24 protein-coding genes are annotated in these 26,364 nt (G+C 61.3%); 14 read left to right on the forward strand and 10 right to left on the reverse strand.

Translation table 11 applies throughout. The features are described 5' to 3' along the window. Positions 1 to 65: 65 nt before the first annotated feature. A complete protein-coding gene (locus tag KGA82_RS01490; protein ID WP_223449435.1) occupies positions 66 to 344 on the forward strand; it encodes a Rho-binding antiterminator in 279 nt (92 codons plus the stop codon). A 100-nt stretch (positions 345 to 444) separates the two neighbouring features. Here KGA82_RS01490 and KGA82_RS01495 read toward each other — a convergent pair whose 3' ends face one another. The 6 genes from KGA82_RS01495 to KGA82_RS01520 form a co-directional block, all read right to left on the reverse strand. Next, a complete protein-coding gene (locus KGA82_RS01495) occupies positions 445 to 645 on the reverse strand; it encodes a YbdD/YjiX family protein (protein ID WP_008033844.1) in 201 nt (66 codons plus the stop codon). A gap of 125 nt (positions 646 to 770) precedes the next feature. Continuing rightward, the gene (locus KGA82_RS01500) at positions 771 to 2,015 is read right to left on the reverse strand and encodes a dihydrolipoyllysine-residue acetyltransferase (protein WP_192228372.1); all 1,245 of its coding nucleotides are present in this window, start codon (positions 2,013 to 2,015) and stop codon (positions 771 to 773) included. A 40-nt stretch (positions 2,016 to 2,055) separates the two neighbouring features. Further along, positions 2,056 to 4,755, reverse strand: a complete 2,700-nt coding sequence (gene mdeB, locus KGA82_RS01505) for an alpha-ketoglutarate dehydrogenase (protein ID WP_223449436.1) — start codon at positions 4,753 to 4,755, stop codon at positions 2,056 to 2,058. Beyond that, positions 4,752 to 5,171 (reverse strand): hypothetical protein, encoded by a 420-nt coding sequence (locus KGA82_RS01510; protein WP_223449437.1) that lies wholly within the window; start codon positions 5,169 to 5,171, stop codon positions 4,752 to 4,754. The genes mdeB and KGA82_RS01510 overlap by 4 nt, the downstream gene beginning before the upstream one ends. A 52-nt stretch (positions 5,172 to 5,223) precedes the next feature. Continuing rightward, positions 5,224 to 5,673 (reverse strand): transketolase, encoded by a 450-nt coding sequence (locus tag KGA82_RS01515; protein WP_223449438.1) that lies wholly within the window; start codon positions 5,671 to 5,673, stop codon positions 5,224 to 5,226. Positions 5,674 to 6,057: 384 nt separating this feature from the next. Continuing rightward, positions 6,058 to 7,074, reverse strand: coding sequence for a 1-aminocyclopropane-1-carboxylate deaminase (locus KGA82_RS01520; RefSeq protein ID WP_008045265.1), 1,017 nt, complete (start codon positions 7,072 to 7,074; stop codon positions 6,058 to 6,060). Positions 7,075 to 7,274: 200 nt separating this feature from the next. Between KGA82_RS01520 and KGA82_RS01525 the strand changes: the two genes are divergently transcribed. After that, complete coding sequence (locus KGA82_RS01525; RefSeq protein WP_223449439.1) at positions 7,275 to 7,784, forward strand: Lrp/AsnC family transcriptional regulator; 510 nt, start codon at positions 7,275 to 7,277, stop codon at positions 7,782 to 7,784. Positions 7,785 to 7,834: 50 nt separating this feature from the next. Here KGA82_RS01525 and KGA82_RS01530 read toward each other — a convergent pair whose 3' ends face one another. After that, positions 7,835 to 9,181: a PQQ-dependent sugar dehydrogenase gene (locus KGA82_RS01530; RefSeq protein ID WP_223449440.1), complete on the reverse strand. Its 1,347-nt coding sequence runs from the start codon at positions 9,179 to 9,181 to the stop codon at positions 7,835 to 7,837. Positions 9,182 to 9,428: 247 nt separating this feature from the next. Next, entirely contained in the window at positions 9,429 to 10,352 is a 924-nt protein-coding gene (locus tag KGA82_RS01535; RefSeq protein WP_008033815.1) for a LysR family transcriptional regulator, read from the reverse strand. 175 nt (positions 10,353 to 10,527) lie between these two features. Between KGA82_RS01535 and KGA82_RS01540 the strand changes: the two genes are divergently transcribed. The 11 genes from KGA82_RS01540 (at position 10,528) to KGA82_RS01590 (ending at position 22,989) form a co-directional block, all read left to right on the forward strand. After that, the gene (locus KGA82_RS01540; protein ID WP_223449441.1) at positions 10,528 to 11,667 is read left to right on the forward strand and encodes an iron-containing alcohol dehydrogenase; all 1,140 of its coding nucleotides are present in this window, start codon (positions 10,528 to 10,530) and stop codon (positions 11,665 to 11,667) included. A gap of 84 nt (positions 11,668 to 11,751) precedes the next feature. Further along, entirely contained in the window at positions 11,752 to 12,531 is a 780-nt protein-coding gene (locus KGA82_RS01545; protein ID WP_207284619.1) for an enoyl-CoA hydratase-related protein, read from the forward strand. Position 12,532: 1 nt separating this feature from the next. Continuing rightward, positions 12,533 to 13,741 (forward strand): CaiB/BaiF CoA transferase family protein, encoded by a 1,209-nt coding sequence (locus KGA82_RS01550; RefSeq protein ID WP_008033811.1) that lies wholly within the window; start codon positions 12,533 to 12,535, stop codon positions 13,739 to 13,741. A 169-nt stretch (positions 13,742 to 13,910) separates the two neighbouring features. After that, positions 13,911 to 14,954, forward strand: a complete 1,044-nt coding sequence (locus tag KGA82_RS01555) for a TRAP transporter substrate-binding protein (RefSeq protein ID WP_008033809.1) — start codon at positions 13,911 to 13,913, stop codon at positions 14,952 to 14,954. Positions 14,955 to 14,969: 15 nt separating this feature from the next. Then, positions 14,970 to 16,868 carry a TRAP transporter large permease subunit gene (locus tag KGA82_RS01560; RefSeq protein WP_008033807.1) on the forward strand — a complete coding sequence of 633 codons (1,899 nt, stop codon included), beginning with the start codon at positions 14,970 to 14,972 and terminating at the stop codon, positions 16,866 to 16,868. 40 nt (positions 16,869 to 16,908) lie between these two features. Next, positions 16,909 to 17,367 carry a thioesterase family protein gene (locus tag KGA82_RS01565; RefSeq protein ID WP_008033805.1) on the forward strand — a complete coding sequence of 153 codons (459 nt, stop codon included), beginning with the start codon at positions 16,909 to 16,911 and terminating at the stop codon, positions 17,365 to 17,367. A gap of 15 nt (positions 17,368 to 17,382) precedes the next feature. Further along, positions 17,383 to 18,342, forward strand: coding sequence for an amidohydrolase family protein (locus tag KGA82_RS01570; RefSeq protein WP_192228377.1), 960 nt, complete (start codon positions 17,383 to 17,385; stop codon positions 18,340 to 18,342). Continuing rightward, on the forward strand, positions 18,335 to 19,294 hold the full coding sequence (locus KGA82_RS01575; RefSeq protein WP_223449442.1) for an amidohydrolase family protein: 960 nt from the start codon (positions 18,335 to 18,337) through the stop codon (positions 19,292 to 19,294). Before KGA82_RS01570 ends, KGA82_RS01575 begins: the two co-directional genes overlap by 8 nt. Before the next feature lie 31 nt (positions 19,295 to 19,325). Continuing rightward, the gene (locus tag KGA82_RS01580; RefSeq protein WP_223449443.1) at positions 19,326 to 20,903 is read left to right on the forward strand and encodes an aldehyde dehydrogenase (NADP(+)); all 1,578 of its coding nucleotides are present in this window, start codon (positions 19,326 to 19,328) and stop codon (positions 20,901 to 20,903) included. A 125-nt stretch (positions 20,904 to 21,028) separates the two neighbouring features. Continuing rightward, on the forward strand, positions 21,029 to 21,601 hold the full coding sequence (locus KGA82_RS01585; RefSeq protein ID WP_223449444.1) for a PPC domain-containing DNA-binding protein: 573 nt from the start codon (positions 21,029 to 21,031) through the stop codon (positions 21,599 to 21,601). An 80-nt stretch (positions 21,602 to 21,681) separates the two neighbouring features. Next, positions 21,682 to 22,989, forward strand: a complete 1,308-nt coding sequence (locus KGA82_RS01590) for an OprD family porin (RefSeq protein ID WP_223449445.1) — start codon at positions 21,682 to 21,684, stop codon at positions 22,987 to 22,989. Positions 22,990 to 23,018: 29 nt separating this feature from the next. Here KGA82_RS01590 and KGA82_RS01595 read toward each other — a convergent pair whose 3' ends face one another. Both KGA82_RS01595 and KGA82_RS01600 read right to left on the reverse strand, forming a co-directional pair. Further along, complete coding sequence (locus tag KGA82_RS01595; protein WP_008043101.1) at positions 23,019 to 23,801, reverse strand: SDR family NAD(P)-dependent oxidoreductase; 783 nt, start codon at positions 23,799 to 23,801, stop codon at positions 23,019 to 23,021. Positions 23,802 to 23,918: 117 nt separating this feature from the next. Next, positions 23,919 to 24,842 (reverse strand): LysR family transcriptional regulator, encoded by a 924-nt coding sequence (locus tag KGA82_RS01600; protein ID WP_008043103.1) that lies wholly within the window; start codon positions 24,840 to 24,842, stop codon positions 23,919 to 23,921. A gap of 150 nt (positions 24,843 to 24,992) precedes the next feature. On the opposite strand from KGA82_RS01600, the gene KGA82_RS01605 reads away from it, so the two are divergent. Beyond that, complete coding sequence (locus tag KGA82_RS01605) at positions 24,993 to 25,898, forward strand: NAD-dependent epimerase/dehydratase family protein (protein ID WP_008035828.1); 906 nt, start codon at positions 24,993 to 24,995, stop codon at positions 25,896 to 25,898. Positions 25,899 to 26,364: the final 466 nt, after the last annotated feature.

Raw genomic sequence — 26,364 nt, forward strand, 5'->3', positions numbered from 1 at the left:
TGGGAGATTCTATGTTGCAGGCCAACCCTGCATCATCAAACGTCAAGTTTGCCAGGAGTCATGCCATGAACACGTATCAGCCTTTGGATTGCGATCTGCACGACTATCTCGAGATTGCCTGCCTGCGCGGTTATCGACTGCATATCGAGTTGATGGATGGCGCAAGCCTGACGGCCAAAGCGCTGACGACACGGACGTCCAGCGACAAAGAAGAGTTTCTCTGCGTTGAAACGGCAGGCGGCCCACAGGAGATCCGTCTGGATCAGCTGCTGGCCGTGACGCCGCTGGACGACAATGCGCAGTTTGGACGCGTGGTGCTTCAGGGCGCGAACTGCTCGTTCTAGCACTCGGTGTGCCGCCCCTCAATTCGGCTCTGTGAAACGCAAAAAGCCCCGCCCTCTCAATGAGGACGAGGCTTTTCGGCAGCCGCCGTTCAATCGGCGTTCAGCAGCACCGCGTCGTGCAGCTGCGTTTGCCGTAGCGTGCTTCCTGACGCTCGCGAAAGAATGCTGAATAACTCATGACCGGCTGGTCCGGATGATTCAGCTTCATCTGCGCGACGTAGTTGTCGTAATCCGGAACGCCCACCATCAGGCGCGTGCTCTGGCTGAGGAACCTGGCGGCAAGCTGCAGTTTGCGGAACATGGCAAAAGCCTCTTTGTGGTGTTGGACGACCTCATCAAACCGCACTCATGTATCTGCATTGTGTCCGCGACCGGGGAATTTGTATGTTCAAGTGGCTGAACGAACCCGACAAACCTTCCCCCCGTTCACAGAACCAGCCTGCGGTAATCCGCCAGCACACTGCTCAGATAGGCGTTGAAACGCCCCGCCGCCGCGCCATCGATCACGCGATGATCCCAACTCAGGCTCAACGGCAGCATGTTGCGCGTCACAACCTGCCCGCCCTCCAGTGCGAGTCGCTCCGTGCTTTTGCCCACCCCGAGAATCGCGACTTCCGGCGCATTGATGATCGGCGTGAAATACGTCCCGCCAATGCCGCCCAACGACGAGATCGAAAAGCAGCCGCCACTCATCTCGGCAGCGCTCAACTTGCCCGCCCGCGCCTTTTCAGCCAGCGCCGACATTTCCCGGGCAATCGCCAGCACCCCTTTCTGATCGACGTCCTTGATGACGGGCACGACCAACCCTTCGGGTGTATCGGCGGCAAAACCGATGTGGCAATAACCCTTCAACACCAATTCGTCGCCGTTGAGACTGGCATTGAACTCCGGGAATTTTTTCAGCGCTCCCGCACAGGCTTTCATCAACAACGCCAGCAACGTCAACTTGACCCCGCTGCCGGCCTTTTCCTTGTTCACCTGCACGCGAAACTGTTCGAGTTGCGTGATATCCGCGTCGTCGTGATTGGTCACGTGGGGAATCATCAGCCAATTGCGATGCAGGTTGGCTCCGCTGATTTTGCGGATGCGCGACAGTGGCCGGGTTTCCACCGGCCCGTACTTGGCAAAATCCACCACCGGCCAGGGCAGCAATCCGCCCAGCGGCTGGGCACGGGTTTCAGTGACCGTCAGTGCGCCTTTCACATGGGCCAACACGTCGTCCTTGGTGATGCGGCGACGCAGGCCCGTGCCCTGAATGGCCTTGAGCGAAACACCCAGTTCTCGAGAGAACTTGCGAACCGATGGCGATGCCAGCGGCAAGTCCGTTGGCGGATCAACCGCTTCGATGAGCAACGCCGGCGAGGCAATCGGCTGAGGCTCTATGACCGTTGCAACGGGTTCGATGCGGGGTGCCGGCGCCGCCGATAGCCCTTCACTTTCGATAAAGGCAATCGGCGATCCCTCGCTGACTTTGTCATCCAGACTGACCACCAACGATTGCAACACGCCCGTGTGCGGCGATGGAATTTCCATGGACGCCTTGTCGGTCTCGACAATGATCAGGGTCTGCCCTTCGACCACCGCATCGCCCGCCTTGACCGGTATTTCGATGACACCGACATCCTTGGCATCGCCGATGTCGGGCATTCGCACTTCATGCACATTCTTCATGACCATTTCCTGAAAATTCGACTCGACCTGAAGCCCGGCTTCAAGCGTCCCAAGGCGCGATGGCGTCAACATCAATCCCGTAGCGCGCAATCGCTTCGGCACACACGCCGGCATCGAGGCGCCCGTCCTGAACCAGTGACGTCAGGGCACTCAAGACGATCTGATGGCGGTCCACTTCGAAAAACGCGCGCAACCTGCTGCGGGTATCACTGCGGCCAAAACCGTCGGTGCCGAGCACTGTGTAACGCGCCGGCGCGTAGCTGGCGATCAGTTGGGGCAAGGCACGCACGTAATCGGTGCTGGCAATGATCGGTGCCTTGTCGTTGAGCGATTCCTGAACGTGGCTGCGCCGCGCCGGTTGTCCCGGATGCAGGCGATTCCAGCGCTCCACCTCACGGGCCTCGCGGGCCAGCTCGGTGAAGCTGGTGACACTCCAGACCTCGCTGTCGATGTTCCAGTCGCTGGCCAGCAACTCGGCCGCCGCGATCACTTCAAGCAGGATCGCGCCGGAACCCAACAACTGAACACTGCCGCGTGCGTCCTCGACTTCATGCCGGGCGAACAGGTACATGCCCTTGATAATTGCCTGTTCGACGCCCTCGGGCAGGTTGGGCTGCGGGTAGTTTTCGTTCATCAGCGTGACGTAGTAGAACTCGTCGACCTGGCGTTCCAGCATCCGGCGCATGCCGTGATCGAGGATCACCGCGAACTCACCGGCGAACGCCGGATCGTAGGCCCGGCAGTTGGGCACCATCGCCGCCATCAGGTGACTGTTGCCGTCCTGATGCTGCAAACCTTCACCGCCGAGCGTCGTGCGTCCCGCCGTGGCGCCGAGCAGAAACCCGCGCGCCCGCTGGTCCGCCGCCGCCCAGATCAGGTCGCCGATGCGCTGGAAGCCGAACATCGAGTAGTAGATGTAGAACGGCAACATCGGAAGGCCATGCACCGAATAGCTGGTCGCGGCGGCCACCCAGGAACTGATCGCCCCGGCCTCGCTGATGCCCTCTTCGAGAATCTGCCCGTCGAGGGCTTCGCGATAACTCAGGATCGAACCGATGTCCTCCGGCTCATAACGTTGGCCCACGCTGGAGTAAATCCCGATCTGCTTGAACAGGCTGGCCATGCCGAACGTGCGCGCTTCATCGGCCACGATCGGCACGATGCGCGGCCCCAGTTGTTTATCCCGGAGCAAACCACTGAGCATCCGCACAAACGCCATGGTGGTGGACATTTCCTTGCCTTCGGCAGCAATGGCGAACCCGGCGTAGCTGTTGACGTCGGGCACGGCCAAGGACGTCGACGTGGTGGGCCGCGACGGCATATAGCCGCCCAATGCCCGGCGACGTTCATGCAGGTAGCGCATTTCGGCGCTGTCGTCGTCGGGTTTGAAGAAGCTCAGCGAGGTCGCCTGTTCATCGGTCAACGGCAAATTGAAACGGTTACGGAAGGCGATCAACGCGTCCTTATCGAGCTTCTTCTGCTGGTGCACGGTCATCTTGCCCTGCCCGGCATCGCCCATGCCGAAGCCTTTCTTGGTCTGCGCCAGAATCACCGTGGGTTTTCTGCCCTCGCGCATCGCGCTTTGGTAGGCGGCGAAAATCTTCACCACGTCGTGGCCACCGCGTTTGAGGCGGTCGATCTGTTCATCGGTCAGGCCCTGGGCCAGATGTGCCAGTGCTTCGTTCTGGCCAAAGAACTGATCGCGGTTGAAACGCCCGTCCTTGGCGGCGAACGTCTGGAACTGGCCATCGACCGTGGCGGACAGGGCCTTGACCAGCGCGCCGTCGTGATCCCGGGCAAACAGTCCGTCCCAGTCAGAGCCCCAGACCAGTTTGATGACGTTCCAGCCGGCCCCACCGAACAGCGCCTCCAGCTCGTCGATGATGCGACCGTTGCCCCGCACCGGACCGTCCAGACGCTGAAGGTTGCAGTTGACCACCCACACCAGATTATCCAGCCCTTCGCGTGCCGCCAGCGTCAGGGCCGACATGCTTTCCGGCTCATCCATTTCACCGTCGCCGAACACCCCCCAAACGGTGCGCCCGGCGGTGTCTTGCAGGCCACGGTGTTCCAGGTAACGCATGAAACGCGCCTGGTAGATCGAGCTGATCGGACCGATGCCCATCGAGCCGGTCGGGAACTGCCAGAAGTCCGGCATCAACCACGGATGCGGATAACTCGACAGCCCCCGGGCGCCATTGGCGCGTGCGCCGATCTCTTGCCGGTAATGCTGCAAGTCCTTCTCTTCGAGGCGGCCTTCCAGAAAAGCCCGTGCATAAACGCCCGGCGCCGAGTGCGGCTGGTAGAACACCAGATCGCCGCCGCTGGTTTCAGTGCGCGCCCTGAAGAAGTGGTTGAAGCCCACCTCAAACAAATCGGCGGCGCTCGCGTAGCTGGCGATGTGGCCGCCGAGTTCCCCGTAGGCCTGGTTGGCCCTCGCCACCATGACCAACGCGTTCCAGCGCATGATCGAGGCCAGGCGTTCTTCGAGCGCCAGATCCCCCGGGAACACCGGCTGCTGCTCAACGCTGATGGTATTGATGTAGGGCGTGCCGTGACGGGGTCGCCAATTCATCTCGCAGGTGCTGGCCAGCGTCACCAGCATGTCCATGATCTGCCGGGCCTGCCCGGCACCGCCATGGGCGATGACCGATAGCAAGGCATCGCGCCACTCAGCGATTTCCTCGGCATCTTCCGTGGTCTGGCCGGGTAACTGGGCATGAAGATCGGACGGGTTCATGGGCATCTCCTGCAAAAGGCTGATTCGTTATCAATGCGCGGTGGAGGGTTTGCTCGGGCCAGGCTTTTGACCTGCTCGACCGCTTCGATGACGGAGCGCTCGGTCCGGGCATCCCGGGCTATCGGGTAAATATTGATTCTGCGCTTGGGCAAATCGCGTAAAAAGCGCTTATCCAGCTCGCCAGCCACGACAAGGCAGTAATCACAGGTGGATGTGTGCGCTTCAAACATTCCTGCGCTCATCGGCGCGACATCGACCTGCATCAGTGCAATGTTTTCAAAGCAACTGAAACTGTGGTGAATCAACTCTAGATGTTCACTGCCCAGTCCAGCAGTGATCACCACAATGCGCGTGCCACTTGAGGGCTCGCGCATCCATTTCCTGGCGTTATTACGACGGTCGGCAGATCGGCTCATAGGCGTTGCCTTTCTTATTGTGTGTGTTTGATTGAGCGGGCGAAGACATCCGCTAAATAACGTAGCGCTCCTGCAGCACGCTTTTCGCCAGACTCCGGGTCGCCAACAAAACGGCTTCCACCTGTCGATCCATCGCTGCATGGGTTGAGGCGACGGTTCCCAGGTCGACGACGCGCAGCGAGTGACCGCAGACGGATCCCAGCCAGGTCAGGCCCGGCACCGTGCCGACTTCGACGTCCAGTAAAAAACTGCTTTTGCACACGCCGCGCAGCAATTGGCGGGCATCACACGCTTGCTCGGGGCTGGACCCGACCCGTAACCAGTCGAGCATCAACGCCCTGGATTGCTTGACGGCCAGGTAAGCCACCTGATCCCAGTCGTCGATGGCCACGTGCAGCTTGTCGATCATGTATTTGGGCAACGCGGCACTGGTCACGATGACCACCCCGGCATCCGCCGAGGGTTCCTTGATCCAGACGGCGGATTGCGATATCGCATGCATGGCGCTACTCCCGGCGATTGAACGTTGTCCCCTTTCCTGTAGGAGCCGGCTTGCCGGCGATGAGGCCCGTTGGTTTTGCATCGATCTCAAGGCCGCCATCGCCGGCAAGCCGGCTCCTACAAGGGGTCGGTGACAGACACGAAAATGTGAACAACACAATCCACTGTAGGAGCCGGCTTGCCGGCGATGAGGCCCGTTGGTTTTGCATCGATTTCAAGGCCGCCATCGCCGGCAAGCCGGCTCCTACAAGGGTTTGGTGACAGACACGACAATGTGAACAACACAATCCACTGTAGGAGCCGGCTTGCTGGCGATGGGGCCCGTTGGTTTTGCATCGATCTCAAGGCCGCCATCGCCGGCAAGCCGGTTCCTACAGGTTTGTGATCAGCCGTTACGGAACAGGAAGCTGTAGGCATTCAGCGCAGGCACCCCGCCCAAGTGTGCGTAAAGCACTTTCGAGCCTTCAGGGAACTCGCCACGGCGAACCATTTCGATCATCCCGTGCATGGATTTCCCTTCGTACACCGGGTCGGTCAGCACGCCTTCAAGTCGGCCGCACAGGCGGATGGCTTCCAGCGTGCCGTCGTTGGGCAAACCGTATTCCGGATAGGCGAACCGTGTGTCGAGCACCACATCTTCTTCGGTGATTTCGCGCCCCAGCTCCACCAATTCAGCGGTGTGCCGGGCGATACGCAGGATCTGTGCCTTGGTTTTTTCCGGTTTGGCCGAAGCGTCGATACCGATGACATTCTTCGAACGGCCGTCGGCGGCAAACCCGACCACCATGCCCGCCTGGGTGCTGCCGGTCACCGAGCAGACCACGATGTAATCGAACTTGAAGCCGAGTTCTTTTTCCTGCTGGCGGACTTCCTCGGCGAAACCGACGAAGCCGAGACCGCCATACGGATGTTCGGAACAGCCCGCCGGGATCGGAAACGGTTTGCCGCCGCGCTCCACCACATCGTTCATCGCCTTTTCCCAGCTGGGCCGGATACCGATGTCGAACCCGGCGGCGTCCAGTCGTACATCCGCGCCCATGATGCGAGACATCTCGATGTTGCCAACGCGGTCATACACGGCATCGGAGTAGTTCACCCAGTTTTCCTGGACCAGCACGCACTTCATGCCCAGGTGTGCGGCAACGGCGGCGACCTGGCGGGTCTGGTTCGACTGGATCCCGCCGATGGACACGAGGGTGTCGCAGCCCTGCTCGATGGCCTCGGGAATCAGGTATTCGAGCTTGCGAGTCTTGTTGCCGCCGAAGGCCAGGCCACTGTTGCAGTCTTCACGCTTGGCATACAGCTCGACTTTGCCGCCCAGGTGTTCGCTGAGGCGTTTCAAGGGAGTGATGGGCGAAGGACCGAAGGTCAACGGATAGCGTTTGAAACGATTCAGGTTCATGACTCTGCTCCTTGATTATTGGATATCCAAGCGCCAGACCGAAAGGCAAACAGGCTGCATTCCAGGTTCTTTCAGAGGGGCTTCGATGAGTTCAATATTAAGAACAAAGCCAAAAATATGTGTTGCAAGTTTCAATGCATTAAAGAAACATAAATCTCCACATATAACTTCCAACAACTTTTTATTGCGTAGAAATCCATATGAACGCAACAAATACTCACAAGAAAACCGGCACACACAGCCCGGAGCCGCACCCGCTGGACCGGACCGACCGCGCCATTCTCAAGGCGCTGCAACGCGACGCTTCCATCTCCAATGTGGCGCTTGCCGAGAAGGTGAAGCTGAGTGCACCGGCGTGTTTGCGCCGCGTCGAGCGCCTCAAGCAGGTCGGTTTGATCAAGGGCATCGTCGCGTTGCTGGACAATGACGCGCTGGATGCGGGCATGGTGGTGTTGATCGGCGTGGTGCTGGACCGCTCGACGCCTGAATCCTTCGCTGCCTTCGAAGCGGCGGCGCAAAAGGTTTCCGGCTGCATGGAATGCCATGTGGTGACGGGGGAATTCGACTACTTCATGTTGTTGCGCACCAAGGACAGCAACAGTTTCAACCGCCTGCACGCGGAGCAATTGTTGTACCTGCCCGGCGTACGACAGATTCGTTCGTTCATGGGCTTGCGCCAAGTGGTCTCGACGCCGCAGATACCTCTTTGATGGCCCGTGTCAGCCGCGCAACTTGCGCGGTGACCGGGCCCTATCCTGCTTTATTGACCCGGTTTGGCCACAGCCACGCGCCACACCTTGTTGCCAACATCGTCCGCCACCAGCAGCGCACCGCTCTGATCAAGCGCTACGCCCACCGGACGCCCTTGCGCCTCGCCTTCGGCATTGAGGAAACCGGTGAGAAAATCCACCGGCAAACCTGAAGGCTTGCCGTCGCTGAACGGGATGAACACCACCTTGTAGCCGGCCTGCGGATTGCGGTTCCACGAGCCGTGTTCGCCAATGAACACGCCATTGGCGAAAGCGCTGGGCATGCTGCGCGAGTCAGAGAACGCCAGGCCCAGCGGTGCGACGTGGGTGCCCAACGCGTAATCCGGGGCGATGGCCTGGGCCACCTTGTCCGGGTGCGGCGGCTCAACCCGGGTGTCGACGTGGTTGCCGTAGTAACTCCATGGCCAGCCGTAGAACGCGCCGTCTTTTACCGACGTCAGGTAATCCGGCACCAGGTCGCTGCCGATTTCATCGCGCTCATTGACCACGGTCCACAACTGGCTCGAACCGGGTTTCCAGGCCAGGCCGTTGGGGTTGCGCAGACCGCTGGCAAACAGACGCTTGTCTGCGCTTTTAACGTCAACTTCCCAGATGGCCGCGCGCCCTTCTTCGGCCTCCAGACCGTTTTCGCCAACGTTGCTGTTGGAGCCCACGGTGACATACAGCTTGGTGCCCTCAGGGTTGGCGAGCACGTTCTTGGTCCAGTGGTGATTGATACCGGCAGGCAGATCGGTGACTTTCACCGGCGTCGCCGTGATCTCGGTTTGCCCCTCGCTGTAAGGCACCTTGACCAGGGCGTCGGCGTTGGCGATGAACAGCTCGTTGCCCACCAACGCCATGCCGAAGGGTGACGTCAGTCCGCTCATGAACACCGTGCGCAGTTCAGCGTGACCGTCACCGTCGGCATCGCGCAGCAAGGTGATTCGATTGGCGCTGGGCGCATCGGCGCCGACACGGCCCATCACAAAACCCATGGCGGTGCGCCGCGCCCAGGCCAGCGGACCGCTGCCACCCTCAGTGGCGCCTTCAGGCATCGGCGGGTGATTGCTTTCGGCGACCAACAGATCGCCATTGGGCAATCTGTAGATCCAGCGCGGGTGGTCGAGGTTTTCGGCCAGGGCCGTCACCGTGAAACCGGCGGGCGCTTTCGGCTTGTCGCTGCCGGCCCAGCCAATGGCCTTGGACACCTTCAACGTCGGGATCAGCGTGGTCGTGGGCTCAGGCAACTGCGGGCTCGGGCCGACACTGGCCTGCGGCGGCAGTTTGGAAGATTCACCACACGCGGTGAGCAACGCGGCAGCGGTCATCAAGAGCGCCAGTCGGCGGGAGACAGTCATGGTTCGAACCTCGCAATGGCCATCCGTGGGCCAATTTAGGGAAAGGCAAAATCCCGTCGAGTATCGCGGCGCCGATTCGTTTCAAACACCGCGCCTGTCACAAATCAATTTTGCCTGAATCGCACGAATGCAGACGTCCAATGCCGGGCACTATCACCCATAACAACACAACCCTCTGTTGGAGTCGGCTTGCCGGCGATGGGGCCCGTAGGATTTGTATCGATTGCGAGGCCGTCATCGCCAGCAATCAGGCGGGATTCAGCAGCGCCTCGCGCAGCAGCCTGGCCGCCGGCGAGTCCGGGACGCCTTTGCGCGACACCAGTTCATAGGGTTCGCTGCGTGAGGTGATCGGCAGCGGCAGCGTGGTGGTGAAGCCGTAGCCGGAGCAGAACTTCGCTACGTCGGTCGACACCAGTGCGACGAGAGTCGGGTTTTCCTGGAGCAGCGACAGAGTGGCGAAGGCCGAGGTGGTTTCCAGCAAATGCACCGGGAAACGCAGGTCGGCCTCATGAAACTCCCGCTCCAGCAGCAGGCGCATCGGCATGTTGGCGCGATAGACGACCCAGCGGTAATCCACCAGGTCTTTCAACGACAACTGGCGGGCATAGGCGAACGGATGCTGGGTGCTGGCGATCACCGCCAGGGTTTCCTCGACGAAGGTCGAGCTCTCATACAAGTAGGGGGTGGTGCTGATGGTGGTACGGCAGATCGCCAGGTCCAGGCGCCCGGCATCGAGCTGGCTGAGCAGTGCGGCGCTGGTGTCCTCGACAATCTCGATGGACAGCTTCGGGTTGTCGGCAATCACCCGGCTGATCGCCGTGGTCAGCAGCGGCACGGCGCCCATGATGGTGCCGACCGACACGCGTCCGCCCTCGCCGCTCATGATGCCGATGATCTCTTCGCGCAGGTGCGCAAGGTCAGTCTGGATCAACCGCGCGTACCGGATGACCGAACGCCCGGCGTCGTTCGGCTCAAGCCCGCGGTTAGTGCGGGTGAACAGCGCAGTGCCGAAAGTGGTTTCAATTTCTTGCAGCGCCTTGCTCGCGCCGGGCTGGGTCAGCGCGACCTGTTTGGCCGCGCCCAGCAACGAGCCGTGCTCATCCAGGGCGATCAGCAAACGGAGCTGCTTGACGTGCAGGCGGGACATGATCGAGTTCAGTGAGGGCGTCATCAGGGTTAACTAAAAGTTATAGAGGTATCGAAAGTTGTCAGTATCGAGGCTGGCCAAGACGGCCCTATAGTCCACCCCACAGCCAGGCAATGCAATGGGTTTGACCAGAGCGCGAAAGCCCTCCTGCCCCAGACCGGTTGCAACAATAACAATCCTGTATAACTTGTGGTGAATCATGTCACTCATCAATTACGTCACCAAAATCCAGTTCGGCTACGACAGCCTGCAGCACCTGGCCGCCGAAGCCGAGCGCGCCGGCATCACCCGTCCGCTGATCGTCACCGACGTCGGCGTGCGCAATGCCGGCATCGTCGACAAAGTCATCGCTGCCCTCGGTGGTGACCGCGCACCGACAATCTTCGACGCCACCCCGTCCAACCCGAATGAACACGCCGTGCGTGAAGCCGTGGCCCAATACCACCTCGGCGAGTGCAACGGCATCATCGCCGTCGGTGGCGGTTCATCGATCGATCTGGCCAAAGGCGTCGCGGTCTGCGCCACCCACGACGGTCCTCTGCAAAGCTTCGCGGTGATTGAAGGCGGACTGGATCGCATCACCTCGGCCACCGCGCCGCTGATTGCAGTTCCGACCACGGCCGGCACCGGCAGCGAGGTGGGTCGCGGCGCCATCCTGATCCTCGACGATGGTCGCAAGGTCGGCGTTATCTCCCCCTATGTCGTGCCTCGCGTGGCCATCTGCGATCCGGAGTTGACCCTCGGTCTGCCGCCCATGCTCACCGCCGCCACCGGCATGGACGCTATCGCGCATTGCATCGAAACGTTCATGGCCCCGGCCTTCAACCCCGCCGCAGACGGCATCGCCCTCGACGGCCTGTGGCGTGCCTGGGAACACATCGAACGCGCGACCGCCGAACCCGGTGATCGCGAAGCACGGATGAACATGATGAGCGCGTCCATGCAAGGCGCGCTGGCCTTCCAGAAAGGACTGGGCTGCGTGCACAGCCTTTCCCACGCCTTGGGCGGCATCAATCCGAAACTGCACCACGGCACTTTGAACGCGATTTTTCTACCGGCGGTCGTGCACTTCAACGCCAACGCCCCGACTGTCCGTGACGAGCGCAAACTGGAACGACTGCGCCATGCCATGGGCCTTGAGGCCGACGCGAACATCGGCGCAGCCATCGAAGACATGACCAAACGCCTGGGCCTGCCGACCCGCCTGAGCCAGATCGGCGTCGATGAAAGCCTGTTCGCCGGCATCGTCGAGGGCGCGTTGCACGATCACAGCCACAAGACCAATCCGCGCGAAGCATCCTCGGCGGACTACCTGTCGATGCTCGAACAATCGCTGTAAGCAGCCGCTGCCCAACAACAATAAATCAGGAGGCAACCGCGCCGTCGATCTCACCCCCCGAGCATCGACGGCAGCGGAACAATCATGAAGCCCACCGTCCTTATCGAACGGCAAGACGCCATTGCCATCGTCACCCTCAGTCATCCGGGAAAGATGAACGCCCTGACCCTGTCCATGTGGCAAGACCTGGGTGATGTCATGACCGAATTGTCCGCCGACCTCAGCGTGCGCTGCGTGGTGTTGCGCGGTGCGGGCGAACAGGCCTTTGCCGCCGGCGCCGATGTCGGCGAATTTCCGAGCGTGCGCGCCAACCAGGCGCAAGCCCGACACTATGCCGAAGTCACTTCAGCGGCGATGCGCGCGGTTGTCGACTGCCCGCACCCGGTGATCGCGATGATCCACGGCGTGTGCGTCGGCGGCGGTCTGGAAATTGCCGCGCTCTGCGACCTGCGCATCTGTGGCACATCCAGCCGCTTCGGCGCGCCGGTCGGCAAGCTCGGGCTGGTCATGTCCTATGACGAAATGGCCGGGCTGGTGGCGCTGGCGGGACGCTCGACGACCCTGGAGATTCTCCTTGAAGGCCGCATTCTCGACGCCAACGACGCCTACGTGAAAAACCTCGTGACCCGCGTCGTACCGGATGCCGAAGTCGAATCCGAAACCCTCGCCACCGCCAAACGCATCATCAATGGCGCCCCGCTCGTCGCCCGCTGGCATCGCCAGGCGGCACGGCAACTGGAAGCGGGCATCGCCCCCACCGTCGAGCAGATCGACAGCAGTTACTCCTGCTACGACACCGACGATTTTCAGATCGGCCTGAACGCGTTCATCGCCAAAGCCAAACCACAATTCGAGGGCAAATAACATGGGACCGCTGACAGGAATGCGCGTGGTTGAACTGGCTCACATCATGTCCGGCCCGGTGTGCGGCATGATGCTGGCCGACATGGGCGCTGACGTGGTGAAGGTCGAGAAAGTCCCGGACGGTGATGATTCGCGCCGCTTCTCGCCGATCATGGCCAGCGGTGAATCCGCTTCGTTCATGGTGGTCAACCGCAACAAGCGCGGGATCGGCCTGAACCTTAAAACCGAGGGCGGCCGCGACGTTCTGCGCCGCCTGTTGATGGACGCCGACGTGGTCACGGAAAACTACCGCGCCGGCACCATGGAAAAATTCGGCCTCGGTTACGAAACCCTGAAAACCCTCAACCCCGGGCTGATCTACTGCGCGATTTCCGGTTACGGCCGCAGCGGGCCGTTCGGCGAAAAAGGCGGTTTCGACCTGATCGCCCAGGGCATGAGCGGCATGATGAGCATGACCGGCGAAGCCGGGCGTGAGCCGGTCAAGGCCGGTTCGCCGGTGGCCGACATCAACTCCGGCATCCTCGCCGCCCTCGGCATCTGCGCCGCGTATGCCGCGAAACAGAAAACCGGCCTTGGGCAGATGGTCGACACCTCGCTGTTCGAAGCCGGCCTGCAACAAATGTACTGGCCAGCAGCGGCGTATTTCGCCGACGGCACCATCCTGCCGAAAATGGGTTCGGCGAACTCCACCAGCGCGCCGTATCAAGTGTTCCGCACGGCGGACGGCTGGATCAACATCGGCGCCGCCAACCAGGCCAACTACGAGCGACTGGTCGAGGCGCTGGCCGTTCCGCAATTGAAAGCCGACCCACGTTTCGCCAGCAACGCCTTGCGCATGGAGCATCGCCTGGCGCTGGTGGAAATCCTCAACGAAGTGCTGGTCGCACGCACCACGGATGAATGGATGGTGTTGTTCGACAGCCTCGGCCTGCCTGCCGGGCCGGTCCTCGACATCGCCGCCGCGCTGGCCCACCCGCAAACCAAGGCACGCGGCATGGTCGTCGAGACTGAACACCCGACCGAAGGCCGGGTGCGCGGCATGGGCTTGCCGATTCACTTCTCCGACATGGACAACGCCGCGCCACCGACCAGCCGCCCTGCACCGCTGCTCGGCGAGCACACCCGCGAAGTGCTGAAGGAAAGCGGGTATGCGGAAAACGAAATCGACGAGTTGATTCGCACCCAGGCGGTGGTCGCACTCGCCTCCTGAACCGAACTGTGTGGGAGCGAGCCTGCTCGCGATGGACGTTAACGAAAACGCGTTTTTGGCTGGATAAACGCGGCGCCCTCAGGTCCATCGCGAGCAGGCTCGCTCCCACAAGGAGCAGCGTTCGCGTTGCTTTTTAGAACAACTACAACAAAAACAATAGGTGAACATCATGAGCCGTATCTTGACCGAGTCCGTCAGCCGCCGATCCTTTCTAGTGTCTGCCGGCGTCACCGTGGGTGGTGCTTTCGCCGCCAACCTGCTGCCTTCCAGCGTCTTCGCCGCGACCAAACCCATCGTGCTGCGCTACACCAGCAGCCTGCCCGACACCCATCCGCTGAACCAACAGATGAAGGCCGCCTCGCTGGCGATCAAGGCCGAAACCAACGGCGCAGTGGACTTGCAGGTGTACGCCAACGGCGCCATGGGCGGCGACACCGACATGCTGTCCCAGGTGCGCGCCGGGGCAATCGATTTCATTCCACTGCCGGGTGCAATTCTCTCGACGCTGGTGCCGGCCATGTCGATTGAAAGCATGCCGTTTGCGTTCAAGGACTACGACAGTGTCTGGGCCGCGCTGGACGGCAAGCTGGGCGAGTACGTACGCGCCAAGACCGAGAAGGTCGGCCTGATTCCGATGGAAAAAGTCTGGAACAACGGCTTCCGCCAGATCACCAGTTCGACGCGGCCGATCAACACGCCGCAAGACCTCGCCGGCTTCAAACTGCGCGTCTTGGTCAGCCCGCTGTGGACGTCGATGTTCAGCGCCCTGGGCGCGTCGCCGACCGGCATCAGCATCAACGAAACCTACTCGGCCTTGCAGACCAAAGTGGTCGACGGCCAGGAAAACCCGCTGGTGGTGGTCGAGTCTGCACGCTTCTATGAAGTGCAGAAATATTGCTCGATGACTGACCACATCTGGGGCGGTTTCTGGATCGTCGCTTCGGGCAAGACCTTCCCGAAACTGCCGGCGGACGTGCAGGAAATCGTCTCCCGGCAGATCAACGCCGCCGCGCTGGTTCAGCGCCAACAGGTGATCGACCTCAACTCCAGCCTGGAGCCGTCGCTGACCGCCCACGGCATCACCTTCAACAAAGTCGACCGCACATTGTTCAGGACAGACCTGCAATCGAAAGGCTTCTACACCCAATGGAAGGATAAGTACGGCCCGGAAGCCTGGAGCTTGCTTGAGCAATACGCGGGTCAACTGTCCTAAGCCGGAGACAAAGTCATGAAAAATGAACTGCCAATGACGGATGTTGCTCCCGCTGAAGGACTCAGCCCACACCAAACCACATTTCGTCTCGGCCGCGCGCTGGACACCGGTCTGCGCTGGCTGACCGAGGGCAGCGCGGCGTTGCTGGTGGTCATCGAAGTCACGCTGCTGTTCTGCAACGTGTTCTCGCGTTATGTGCTCAACCAGCCGATTGTCTGGGGCGACGAACTGGCTTCGCTGCTGTTCCTGTGGCTGGCGATGCTCGGCTCGGTGGTGGCGATGCGACGCGGCGAGCACATGCGGCTGACCTCGTTCATCTCGCGGCTGCCCGTGGAAAAACGGGCGTTCATCGACACCCTGGGCGCGGTGATCGTCATCACCTTCATCGGGCTGCTGTTTACCCCGGCCTGGGAGTACGTCAGCGACGAGTGGATCATCACCACCGCCGCCCTCGAAATCCCCAACGCCTTTCGTGTGTCCGCCATCGCCGTCGGCCTGAGCCTGATGTTGATGACCTGCGTCGCCCGGCTGTTGACCAGCGCACGGTTGATCGATTTCTCGGTCTCGGTGGCGATGCTCGCATCCCTCGGCGCGTTGTTGTGGGTGGCCGAAGGCTCGATGTTGCTGATGGGCAACTGGAACCTGGTGATCTTCTTCATGGTCGGCGTGATGGCGATGATCGTCATCGGCGTCCCCATCATGGTCGCGTTCGGCCTGGCCACGGTGGCGTACCTGTCGACCATGACCAGCACACCACTCACGCTGGTGGTCGGGCGGATGGACGAAGGCATGGCGAGCCTGATCCTGCTGGCCATCCCGCTGTTCGTGTTTTTGGGTGCACTGATCGAAGCCATGGGCATGGCGCGGGCGATGATTCGTTTCCTGTGCTCGCTGATCGGCCATGTGCGCGGCGGTTTGTCGTATGTGCTGATCGGCGCCATTTACCTGATCTCCGGTATTTCCGGCTCGAAAGCGGCCGACATGGCAGCCATCGCCCCGGCGCTGTTTCCGGAAATGAAGAAGCGCGGCGAGGACGAAAACGAACTGGTGGCGATGCTTAACGCTTCCGGGGCGATGTCGGAAACCATTCCGCCGAGCCTGGTGCTGATCACCATCGGTTCGGTGACCGGTGTGTCGATTTCCGCACTGTTCACCGGCGGTTTCATGCCGGCGGTAGTGGGCGCAATTGCGATGGCAGCCGTCATCTGGTGGAAGAACCGCAAAGGTGAGGCCTCCACCGGCAAACGCGCCTCAGGCAAGGAAATCGGCCACTCGCTGCTGCTCGCGATCCCTGCGCTGGCCCTGCCCTTCGTGATCCGCACTGCGGTGGTCGAAGGCGTCGCCACCGCGACCGAAGTCGCCGCCATCGGCGTGGCTTACACCTTCATCGTCGGTCTGCTGTGCTACCGCTGCTTCGACTGGCGCCGCTTGTACCCGATTCTGGTCAGCACCGCGTCGTTGTCCGGCGCGATCCTGATCATCATCGGCAGCGCCACCGCCATGGCCTGGGCGCTGACCCAGTCGGGCTTTTCGCACCAGTTGGCGCAAGTGATGGCGACCGTTCCGGGGGGCGCGATGGGCTTCCTGATCATCTCCGCCGTGGCGTTCATCCTGCTCGGCAGTTTCCTGGAAGGCATCCCGGCCATCGTGCTGTTCGGCCCGCTGCTGTTCCCGATTGCCAAAGCCATGGGCATCAACGACGTGCATTACGCCATGGTCGCGATCTTCGCCATGGGCCTGGGCTTGTTCGCCCCGCCATTCGGCGTCGGTTTCTACGCCGCGTGTGCCATCGCCAAGGTCGACCCAAGTGGCGCCATGCGCCGGGTCTGGCCGTATCTCGGCGCCCTGGTCGTCGCGCTGGCGGTGCTGATCGCCGTGCCGTGGATTTCCATCGGTTTCCTGCCGTCTGCCTGAATCAACCTTTGACTGTCAGCACTCAAACACGAGGTTTTGTATGAATTTCTCCACTCTGCACCCAGGTTCCGCCACCGAGCGCCCACTGATCGTCGACAAACAACGCACCATTTCGTTTCTGGGCGAAGACTTGCGCATCTATGCCACGCCGCGCCTGGTCGACGACATTGAACAGACTTGCCTCGATTACCTGCTGACCTTCCTCGACGAGGGTGAAAACACCGTGGGGGCGGCGGTCGATATCCGTCACGTCGGCGCCACGCTGCTGGGCATGTCGGTGAACATTGTCGCCACGGTCACTCGCATTGAAGGTCGCAGCGTCACCTTCAATGTCGAGGTGCGCGATGACGTCGAGCTGGTGGCGACAGCGGCGCATACCCGCGTGGTGGTGAACGTCGCCAAACTGCGCAGCCGCGTCCAGGCCAAAGCCGAGGCGGCGGCCGCCGGCGACGTCGAAGACGGCGTGCTCAGCCCTTCGCAATTCTCCGCGTCGCGCTGAGTCAGGGTCGCCGTCATGATCACCCTTCACGAACGCAACGGCATGCCGAACCTGGCGGCCGGGGATGCGCTGCCGGTCGTCGATGCCCATCACCATTTGTGGGACTTGGGCAACGGGCGCTATCCGTGGTTGCAGGACGAGTATCACGAGGAATTCTTCCTCGGCGACTATCACAGCCTGTGCCGTGATTTCCTGCCGGAACAGTTCCTCGCCCTGACCGAAAATCAACGCTTGGTCGGCACGGTGCACGTCGAGGCCGAGCGTGCACGCGATGAGCAAGTCGCCGAGACACGCTGGCTGGAACAAGTGAACGCCCGTTACGGCTTCCCGAATGCCATCGTTGCCCATGCCTGGTTCGATCGCGAAGACAGTGCAGAGATTCTCGCCGCTCAAGCCGCCAGGCCGCTGGTGAAAGGCATCCGTTCGAAACCGGTGACCTCGGCATCGCCGGACGTGTCGGTGGCCGGGGCCAAGGGCACCATGCAGGACCCGAACTGGCTGGAAGGCTTTTCGCGGCTGGCCGAGCACGATCTGTCGTGGGACCTGCGGGTGCCGCCGTGGCACCTGGTCGAAGCGGCGGAAGTGGCGGCGATGTTTCCGCAGATCCGCATTGCGCTCAACCACACCGGTTTCGCCTGGGACCGCAGCCCACAAGGCATGGCGCGCTGGCGCAAAGGCCTGGAAGCGTTGGCCTTGCAGCCGAACGTGCACATCAAGCTGTCGGAGTTCGGGCTTAAAGATTCGCCCTGGAATTATGACGACAACCGGATTGTGGTCCTGACCGCGCTGGAAATCTTCGGCCCCGAGCGCTGCATGTTTGCCAGCAATTTTCCGGTGGCCGGGCTGCGCGCTTCCTACGACACGATTGCCGATGGCATGGCCGCGATGCTCGCCCCCATGGGGCGTGCGGTGCAGGAAGCGGTGTTCGCCGGCAACGCTCGACGCTTTTATCGATTGGAGGAGCAGCATGGATAACCTGTCGGCCATCGACTGGCGCGCACGTTTTCTGGCCAGCGGCGACGATGCGGATTTGCCCATCGTCGACGCGCATCAACACTATTTCGATATCGAAAACCATTACTACCCGTGGCTGAACGACCGCCCGTTGCGACCGTTTCGTTATGGCGATTACTCGTCGATCTGCCGCAATTTCCTGCCGGCCGACTATCACCGGCTGACCGGCCGCCATCACGTCGTGCAAACGGTCGTGATCGAAGGTGAGTGGGACCCGGCGACACCGGCCGATGAAGTGCGGTTTGTCGAATCGCTGGCGAAAACCGAGTCCACCCTGGGCGCCATGGTCGCGAAGGCCTGGCTGGATCGTGAAGACGCTTTTGATCTGCTGCGCCTGTACGGCGATCACCCGCTGGTGCGCGGCATACGCCACAAACCGACAGTGACCAGCCGTGAGGCCTGGCGCGAAGATTTTATCGCCCCCGGTTCGATGCGCGATCCGCGCTGGCGCGAGGGATACGCACAACTGGCCGAAAACGGCCTGCACTTCGAATTGCAGGCGCCATGGTGGCATCTACCGGAAGCCGCCGAGCTGGCCCGGGATTTTCCCGACGTGTCCATCGTGGTCAATCACACCGCACTGCCCGCCGACCGCTCCGAAGAAGGTCTGGCCGGCTGGCGTGAAAACCTCGCCCTGCTGGCAAAGGAGCCGAACGTCGTGCTGAAGATTTCCGGCATCTGCATTCCCGGCCAGGCGTGGCCGGTCGAGTTGAACCGCGTGGTGGTGAACGACGCGATATCGATTTTCGACGTCAGCCGCTGCGCGTTTGCCAGCAATTACCCGGTCGATGGCGTAGTGAACAGCCTCAGCGAAGTGTTCGACGGTTTCAAAACCATTGTCCGGGACCGCTCTCTCGAAGATCGGCTTGCGCTGTTTCATGACAACGCCCGACGCATCTACCGGCTCGCTTGACCCGATTTGAACAGCTCATCAGGAGTCCAACATGTTTGAAGTTTCAGGCCACAACTACATCGCCGGCACGCGCTCGGCCAACGGCACGCACACCCTGCAAAGCCACGATGCCAGCACTGGCGAAGCACTGCCCTATCGCTTCCATCAGGCGACAACCGAGGAAGTGAATGCCGCTGCAGAAGCCGCGGCCACGGCGTACCCGACTTTCCGTAACCTGTCGGCCGCCCGCCGCGCCGGGTTCCTCGATGCCATCGCCGCAGAACTGGATGCGCTGGATGACACGTTCATCGCCCTGGTGTGCCAGGAAACCGCCCTGCCCGCCGGGCGCATTCAAGGTGAACGGGCACGCACCAGCGGCCAGATGCGCCTGTTCGCCACGATGCTGCGTCGGGGTGATTTCTACGGTGCGCGCATCGACCGTGCCCTGCCGGGCCGTCAGCCACTGCCGCGTCCCGACCTGCGTCAGTACCGCACCGGGCTCGGTCCGGTCGCCGTGTTCGGCGCCAGCAACTTTCCGCTGGCCTTCTCCACTGCCGGCGGCGACACCGCTTCCGCCCTCGCCGCCGGTTGCCCGGTGGTGTTCAAGGCCCACAGCGGCCACATGGCAACTGCCGATTACGTCGCCGATGCGATCACCCGTGCAGCGCGCAAAACCGGAATGCCCGCAGGCGTGTTCAACCTGCTCTACGGCAGCGTCGGTGAGGCGCTGGTCAAGCATCCGGCCATTCAGGCGGTCGGCTTCACCGGTTCGTTGCGTGGCGGTCGCGCCTTGTGTGACATGGCGGCGGCGCGCCCTCAGCCGATCCCGGTGTTCGCCGAGATGAGCAGCATCAACCCGGTGTTGCTGATGCCCGAAGCACTCAAGGCACGCGGTGAAAAAATCGCCGCCGAGCTGAGCGCTTCCGTGGTGTTGGGTGCGGGCCAGTTCTGCACCAACCCCGGTTTGGTGCTGGGCATTCGTTCGGCGGAATTCACGGCATTCCTCGAACGTTTTACCGGATTGATGAGCGAACAACCGGCGCAAACGATGCTCAACGCCGGCGCCTTGAAAAGCTATTGCCATGGCCTCGACAACCTGCGCGCTCACCCCGGCATTACGCACCTGGCCGGCAGCGAGCAACAGGGCAATCAGGCGCGGCCGCAAGTGTTCAAGGCCGATGCGAGCCTGCTGATCAATGGCGATGAGCTGCTTCAGGAAGAAGTGTTCGGCCCGACCACCCTCGTCGTTGAAGTCGCCGACCACAGCGAATTGATGCAGGCATTGCACGGTTTGCGCGGGCAGTTGACCGCCACGCTGATTACCGAGGATTCGGAGCTCGATACCCTCGGCGATGTACTGGCCCTGCTGGAACAGAAAGTCGGGCGCGTGCTGTTCAACGGTTATCCCACTGGCGTGGAAGTCTGCGACGCCATGGTGCATGGCGGCCCTTACCCGGCGACGTCGGATGCGCGCGGCACCTCGGTCGGAACCTTGGCGATCGATCGTTTCCTGCGGCCGGTGTGTTACCAGAATTGCCCCGACAGCCTGTTGCCGGAGGCCCTGAAAAACAGCAACCCGCTGGACATCGCCCGACTGGTTGACGGCGTCAGCAGCCGCGATGCGCTGTAAGTCACACGGCTTCAACTAACAACCACGTTTAGCGACAACTTCCGCGCCTGTTGAACTACAGGCGTCGGATTCGCTCGTCCAGAAAACCGCAACACCCACACAACAACAAAAACAGAGGAAGTCTCATGCAAGTTCAACGTCACCAGAAACAACGCCTGTGCAAATTGATGTTGGCCGTGTCCGCCGCCGTGATGATCAACATTGCAGGTGCTCAATTGGCCTTTGCCGAAACCACTCCCACCGCGACGACCGCGCCCATGCAATGCCCCACTGAAGCCACACCGCGCTACACCAAAACCCCCACCGGTTACCTCATGGTCCTGCGCACGGGCGACAACGCGTTCAAGGAGCTGACCAAACTGGCCATCGCCGAGAAGATCCCCAGCGCGTCCATCACCGGTATCGGCTTCGGCAACGTCAAGTTCGGTTTCTGGAACAAGGACAAGAAGGACTTCGACGCCAAGCTCTTGAACGGTGTCGAGATGGCGAGCATCACCGGCTCGGTCGCCTGGAAAAACGAACAGCCTTCGATCCATATGCACGGCGTGGCCGGTGACGCCACGTTCCAGGCGTATGGCGGCCACATCCTCGACTTCGAAGTCACCACCGGCTCGATGGAAATCACCGTGATCGTTCACCAGCGTCGCCTTGAGCGCGGCATTGACCCATGCATCGGCGCCAACGTGCTGGGTATCTGATCCAGGCATCACGCTCCCGCCTGTCACGGCGGGAGCCACCCTCCTGAATTCAAAAACTACAAAAAAAAGGGGCGATTTACATGAGCAACAAGAACACCGTTGTAACCCTGGCGCTGGGCGCCATTGCACTGAGCACCCAGGCCCACGCCGACTTCCTGAGTGACAGCAAGGCAACCCTGGGGATGAGGAATTTCTACTTCAACAACGACAACCGCGACGGCCCGGCCGCGCCGTCGAAAACCGAGGAATGGGCGCAGGGTTTCATGCTCGACTTCAAGTCGGGTTACACCGACGGCATGGTCGGCTTTGGTGTCGATGCGCTCGGGCTGATGGGGATCACGCTGGACAGCGGCAAAGGACGCCACGTCGGCAGCAGCATGATTCCGTCGGACAGCGACAACAGCGCGGTCGATGAATGGAGCCGGCTGGGGTTGACCGGCAAGGTCAAGGTCTCGAAAACCGAGCTGCGCCTGGGCACGCTGATGCCGAAACTGCCGATCCTGGTGTCCAACGACGGGCGCCTGCTGCCACAGACATTCGACGGCGGCCAGATCACTTCAAGCGAGTTCAAGGACCTGACCCTCACGGGTGGCCGCATCGAACATGCAACGGGCCGTGGCTCAAGCGACCGGACAGGCCTGGCGGCCACCGGCGGCACCCGTGAAAGCAACGCCTTCGACTTCGCTGGCGGCGACTGGAAAATCACCAAGGACCTGACCGCCCAGTATTACTACGCCAACCTCGATAACTATTACACCCAGCAGTTTTTCGGCCTGTTGCACACGCTGGCGATCTCGGACAATCAATCGCTGAAAACCGACCTGCGCTACTTCAAGACCGATTCGTCGGGCGCTAACAGCTCAGGCACGTCAGGCTACCGAATCAGCGGCTACACCGAAGGCGCCGATGGCGAAATCGACAACCGGACCTGGAGCGCCGCACTGATCTACACCGTCGGTGCCCATGCACTCACCGCCGGTTATCAAAGCGTCTCCAGCGGCAGCAACTTCACCCAGCTCAGCCAGGGCAACCTGCCCGATAAAGGTGCCGGCGGCGCCAGCCTCTACCTGTACACCGATCGCCTGATCCAGACCTTCACCCGTGCGGGCGAACGCACGTCTTTCGGTCAGTATGCGTATGACTTTGCCGGTGTGGGTGTGCCCGGTTTGAAGGCTTCGGTCATCTACCTCCGCGGCGATAACATCAAGACCGTCACCGGCGACACCCAAAAGGAATGGGAACGGGATTTCGGCCTGGACTACACGATTCAATCCGGCGCGCTCAAAGGTGTCGGGTTTGGCTGGCGCAACGGCAAGTCCAACAGCGAAGCGAGCCGTGATCAGGATCAGAACCGTTTGATCGTGAGCTACAGCATTCCGCTGCTTTAACGTGTACCGGTTCGCAGGGATGCGACCCCTTATAGAATCGAGCGAATGGTGCCGCCCTCGACGCGCATGGCCATGCCATTGAGCGCCGGTGACGCCGCCAGGTGCAGCACGCTGCAGGCCACTTCTTCAGGCTCGATCATGCGCCGGATCAACGACGTCGGTTCGGTATCGTCAAAGTAATCGTGGACCACCTGCTGCGGGGTGATGCCTTTCTCGGCAGCGATTTCGCGGTGGTAACGCTTGACCGCCTCGGTGTAGGTCGGCCCCGGCAGGATCGAGTTGACCCGCACGGCGGTGCCTTTGGTGAGTTCGGCCAACGCTCTGGAAATCCCCAGCAGGCAGGTTTTCATCGCACCGTAATGAACCATCCACGGCTGTGGCTTGACCGCGGATTCACTGCTGATAAACACAATCGAACCGTGCCCGCGTTCGAGCATCTGCTTCATGACCAGCCGCGTCATGCGCACACCGCTCATGACATTGACGTTGAAGTAATGAAACCACTGGGCGTCGTCCGTTTCGAAAAAGTCCCGGACCTCGAAGATGCCGACATTGTTGATCAGGAAATCGATCGGCCCGGACTCAAGGGCCAAGGCCACCAGACGTTCCGCCGCGCCTTCCTGGGTCAAGTCTGCCACCAGGCCTTTGCTGCGTTCACCCAGTTCTGCGACGGCTGCGTCGACCTCTTCCGCCAACAGCCCGCTGATGACCACGTTGGCGCCTTCAAGGATGAAACGCTGGGCGATGGCCTTGCCGATCCCCGTCGCGCCGCCGGTGATCAGCGCGGTTTTTCCAGTCAGTTGATAGTCCATGAACAGCCCTGGTTTGTTGTTATACGGACAATCATGCCCCAGGCCTGGCGTGAAGACTTTCAAGGGTTGCTGAAGACTGATTCAGCAAAAAACCGAAACCGCGGGGTTGTGTTGCAATCAGGGCGAGGTCAACTGCGGCCCGATTCGCTCCAGCAGGAAATCAATGAACACCCGTACGCGATGGGGCAATTGCTGTCCCGGGCCGATGAACACGGCGTGAATCGCCTCGGTTTCACCACTGTCGAATGCCTCCAGCACCGGTACCAGACGCCCCGCTTCGATGTCGGCGCTGATGTGGAAATTCGCCAGCCGGGCAATCCCCAATCCGGCCAGCGCCGACTGACGCATGCTCTCGCCGTCACTGAGCAGGACATTGCCCTTGGGCTCGATCTCGATGCGTTGACCGTCAGCGCCGCGAAAAACCCAGGCCTGGGAATGGCGATGAAAACCAAAACTGAGGCGGTTATGCCGCTGCAACTCCTCCAGGGTTTTCGGCTGCCCCCAGCGGGCGAGGTAACCCGGTGAGGCCACGGTGATCTTGCGGCTTTCACCCAAACGGCGCTGGACCAGGCTCGACTCTCTCATCGGGCCGGTGCGGATCGCGACGTCCGCGCGGCGCTCCAGCAAGTCCACCACGGTGTCGGTCAGCTCGACGTTCAGCGTGATGTCCGGGTAGGCCGCAAGAAAATCCGGCAGCAGCGGCAACAGGCAATGCAGACCGAACGGCAAGTTGGCGTTGACCTGAATCAGCCCGCTGGGCCGGGTCACGTTGGCGATATCTCGCTCGGCGGAATCGATCAGTTCAAGAATCCGCAGGCATTCGTTGTTGAACCGCTCGCCTTCCGCCGTGAGTTCCAGACGCCGCGTCGAACGATGCAACAAGCGCGCACCCAAGCGCGCCTCAAGTCGCGCAATCAGTTTGCTGACCGCCGAGGGCGACATGTCCAGGCGTCGTGCGGCTTCAGAGAATGTGCCTGCGTTGACGACCCGGGTGAACACTTCCATCTCGCCGGAGCGGTTGATGTCTTTGATCGTTAGCATGAACTTGATTCACAGATACTTGTAGTTCCAGCAGTCTAGCTCATATACGGAGTGGATCGTATCGTGACCGGATTCCTTGACCAGGAATACCTGCGCCTTCCATTTAATGCGAGGCCGGGCATAACTCAAAGATGCAAGGGAGATAATCCATTGAAAATTTTCGTTACCGGCGTGACCGGTTACATCGGCGGTTCCGTGGCCAAATACCTGGTGGATGCGGGCCATGAAGTCAGCGGCCTGGTGCGTAACCCTGAACACCGCGCAGCGTTGCAGGCACTGGGCATCACCCCGGTACTCGGCACCCTCGATGACGCTTATATTCTCAGCGAACAGGCGCGCGCTGCCGACGCAGTGGTCAACGCCGCCAACTCCGACCATCGTGCTTCGGTGGAAACGTTTATCAGCGCCCTGAGCGGCAGCGGAAAAGTGCTGCTGCACACCTCCGGTTCGAGCGTGGTCGGTGATGATGCTCGTGGCGCCTATGAACGCCCGGATATCTTCACCGATGAAACGCCGTTCACACCGATGGACATCCGCAAGGACCGGGTCGAGATCAATCAGCTGGTGCGTAATGCCGGCGTTGAGCTGGGTATTCGCAGCATCGTGTTCTGCCCGACCATGATTTATGGCGAGACGTTGGGCGTGCCGGCGAAAAGCGATCAACTGCCGAAACTGTTCGCTCAATCGCGCAAGTATGGCGCGGGAGCTTATATGGGGGCCGGGGTGCATCGCTGGTCCAACGTGCACATCGAGGACCTGGCGGAGTTGTATCGTCTGGCTATCGAGAAGGCGCCTTCTGCTTCGTTGTTCTTTGCCGAGAATGGCGAGGCTTCGTTTATCGAGATTGCGACGTCGATCAGCAAGTCGTTGGGTTTTGGCGGGGCGATTCAGAGCTGGCCGGCGGATGAGGCGATTGCTGAGCTGGGGGATTGGGCGCGTTTTGCCATTGGTTCGAATAGCCGTGTGCGTGCGGTCAATGCTCGTGTGTTGCTGGGCTGGGCGCCGAAGCGGGAGTCGATTCAGCAGTGGATCGAGACTAGCGGTGTGCAGTGGTGATTGTTCGCTTTATGTTGTGATGCTTTTAGTTGTGTATATATCCGTTTCTTCGGTAACGGCGGCTGGTGGTTTCGCCCTTACGGCGAGTCACTTGGAAGAGCGCCAAGTAACCAAGCGCTCTTGCCCCTTTCGTTCGGTGCCTCGCTAAGGCTCGGCATACCCTCGCTCCGGTCCTGCTCCGTGGGCCCGCCGCCATCGGCCATCCATGGCCGGGGGCGGCTAACCCGGCATCCTTGCCGGGTTGCCCACTGCGCAGAACCTCCACTCGGCCTCTCGAGGGGGCGCTCAGATCAAAAGCTGAAGGCGAGCTAACGCTCGGCCTGATGAGTGGTGAGAAGCGAAAGCAAACGCGATTCCCTGTAGGAGCCGGCTTGCTGGCGATAGCGGTGGGTCAGCCAACGTATGAATCGGCAGGACAGACGCTATCGCCAGCAAGCCGGCTCCTACAGGGGGAACGCGTAAATGT

This window comes from Pseudomonas sp. BF-RE-22, from assembly GCF_019956155.1.
GTDB classification, from domain to species: Bacteria; Pseudomonadota; Gammaproteobacteria; order Pseudomonadales; family Pseudomonadaceae; genus Aquipseudomonas; species Aquipseudomonas migulae.

Bases quoted from the DNA above. Each gene is read 5' to 3' on its own strand.
- KGA82_RS01595 (WP_008043101.1), bottom strand. From the start codon at position 23,801: ATGGACTATCAACTGACTGGAAAAACCGCGCTGATCACCGGCGGCGCG.
- KGA82_RS01565 (WP_008033805.1), top strand. From the start codon at position 16,909: ATGAATTTCTCCACTCTGCACCCAGGTTCCGCCACCGAGCGCCCACTG.
- KGA82_RS01560 (WP_008033807.1), top strand. From the start codon at position 14,970: ATGAAAAATGAACTGCCAATGACGGATGTTGCTCCCGCTGAAGGACTC.
- KGA82_RS01530 (WP_223449440.1), bottom strand. From the start codon at position 9,181: ATGACTGTCTCCCGCCGACTGGCGCTCTTGATGACCGCTGCCGCGTTG.
- KGA82_RS01540 (WP_223449441.1), top strand. From the start codon at position 10,528: ATGTCACTCATCAATTACGTCACCAAAATCCAGTTCGGCTACGACAGC.
- KGA82_RS01515 (WP_223449438.1), bottom strand. From the start codon at position 5,673: ATGCATGCGATATCGCAATCCGCCGTCTGGATCAAGGAACCCTCGGCG.
- KGA82_RS01590 (WP_223449445.1), top strand. From the start codon at position 21,682: ATGAGCAACAAGAACACCGTTGTAACCCTGGCGCTGGGCGCCATTGCA.
- KGA82_RS01575 (WP_223449442.1), top strand. From the start codon at position 18,335: ATGGATAACCTGTCGGCCATCGACTGGCGCGCACGTTTTCTGGCCAGC.
- KGA82_RS01570 (WP_192228377.1), top strand. From the start codon at position 17,383: ATGATCACCCTTCACGAACGCAACGGCATGCCGAACCTGGCGGCCGGG.
- KGA82_RS01550 (WP_008033811.1), top strand. From the start codon at position 12,533: ATGGGACCGCTGACAGGAATGCGCGTGGTTGAACTGGCTCACATCATG.
- KGA82_RS01500 (WP_192228372.1), bottom strand. From the start codon at position 2,015: ATGAAGAATGTGCATGAAGTGCGAATGCCCGACATCGGCGATGCCAAG.
- KGA82_RS01600 (WP_008043103.1), bottom strand. From the start codon at position 24,842: ATGCTAACGATCAAAGACATCAACCGCTCCGGCGAGATGGAAGTGTTC.
- KGA82_RS01585 (WP_223449444.1), top strand. From the start codon at position 21,029: ATGCAAGTTCAACGTCACCAGAAACAACGCCTGTGCAAATTGATGTTG.
- KGA82_RS01495 (WP_008033844.1), bottom strand. From the start codon at position 645: ATGTTCCGCAAACTGCAGCTTGCCGCCAGGTTCCTCAGCCAGAGCACG.
- mdeB (WP_223449436.1), bottom strand. From the start codon at position 4,755: ATGAACCCGTCCGATCTTCATGCCCAGTTACCCGGCCAGACCACGGAA.
- KGA82_RS01580 (WP_223449443.1), top strand. From the start codon at position 19,326: ATGTTTGAAGTTTCAGGCCACAACTACATCGCCGGCACGCGCTCGGCC.
- KGA82_RS01510 (WP_223449437.1), bottom strand. From the start codon at position 5,171: ATGAGCCGATCTGCCGACCGTCGTAATAACGCCAGGAAATGGATGCGC.
- KGA82_RS01525 (WP_223449439.1), top strand. From the start codon at position 7,275: ATGAACGCAACAAATACTCACAAGAAAACCGGCACACACAGCCCGGAG.
- KGA82_RS01535 (WP_008033815.1), bottom strand. From the start codon at position 10,352: ATGACGCCCTCACTGAACTCGATCATGTCCCGCCTGCACGTCAAGCAG.
- KGA82_RS01555 (WP_008033809.1), top strand. From the start codon at position 13,911: ATGAGCCGTATCTTGACCGAGTCCGTCAGCCGCCGATCCTTTCTAGTG.
- KGA82_RS01545 (WP_207284619.1), top strand. From the start codon at position 11,752: ATGAAGCCCACCGTCCTTATCGAACGGCAAGACGCCATTGCCATCGTC.
- KGA82_RS01490 (WP_223449435.1), top strand. From the start codon at position 66: ATGAACACGTATCAGCCTTTGGATTGCGATCTGCACGACTATCTCGAG.
- KGA82_RS01520 (WP_008045265.1), bottom strand. From the start codon at position 7,074: ATGAACCTGAATCGTTTCAAACGCTATCCGTTGACCTTCGGTCCTTCG.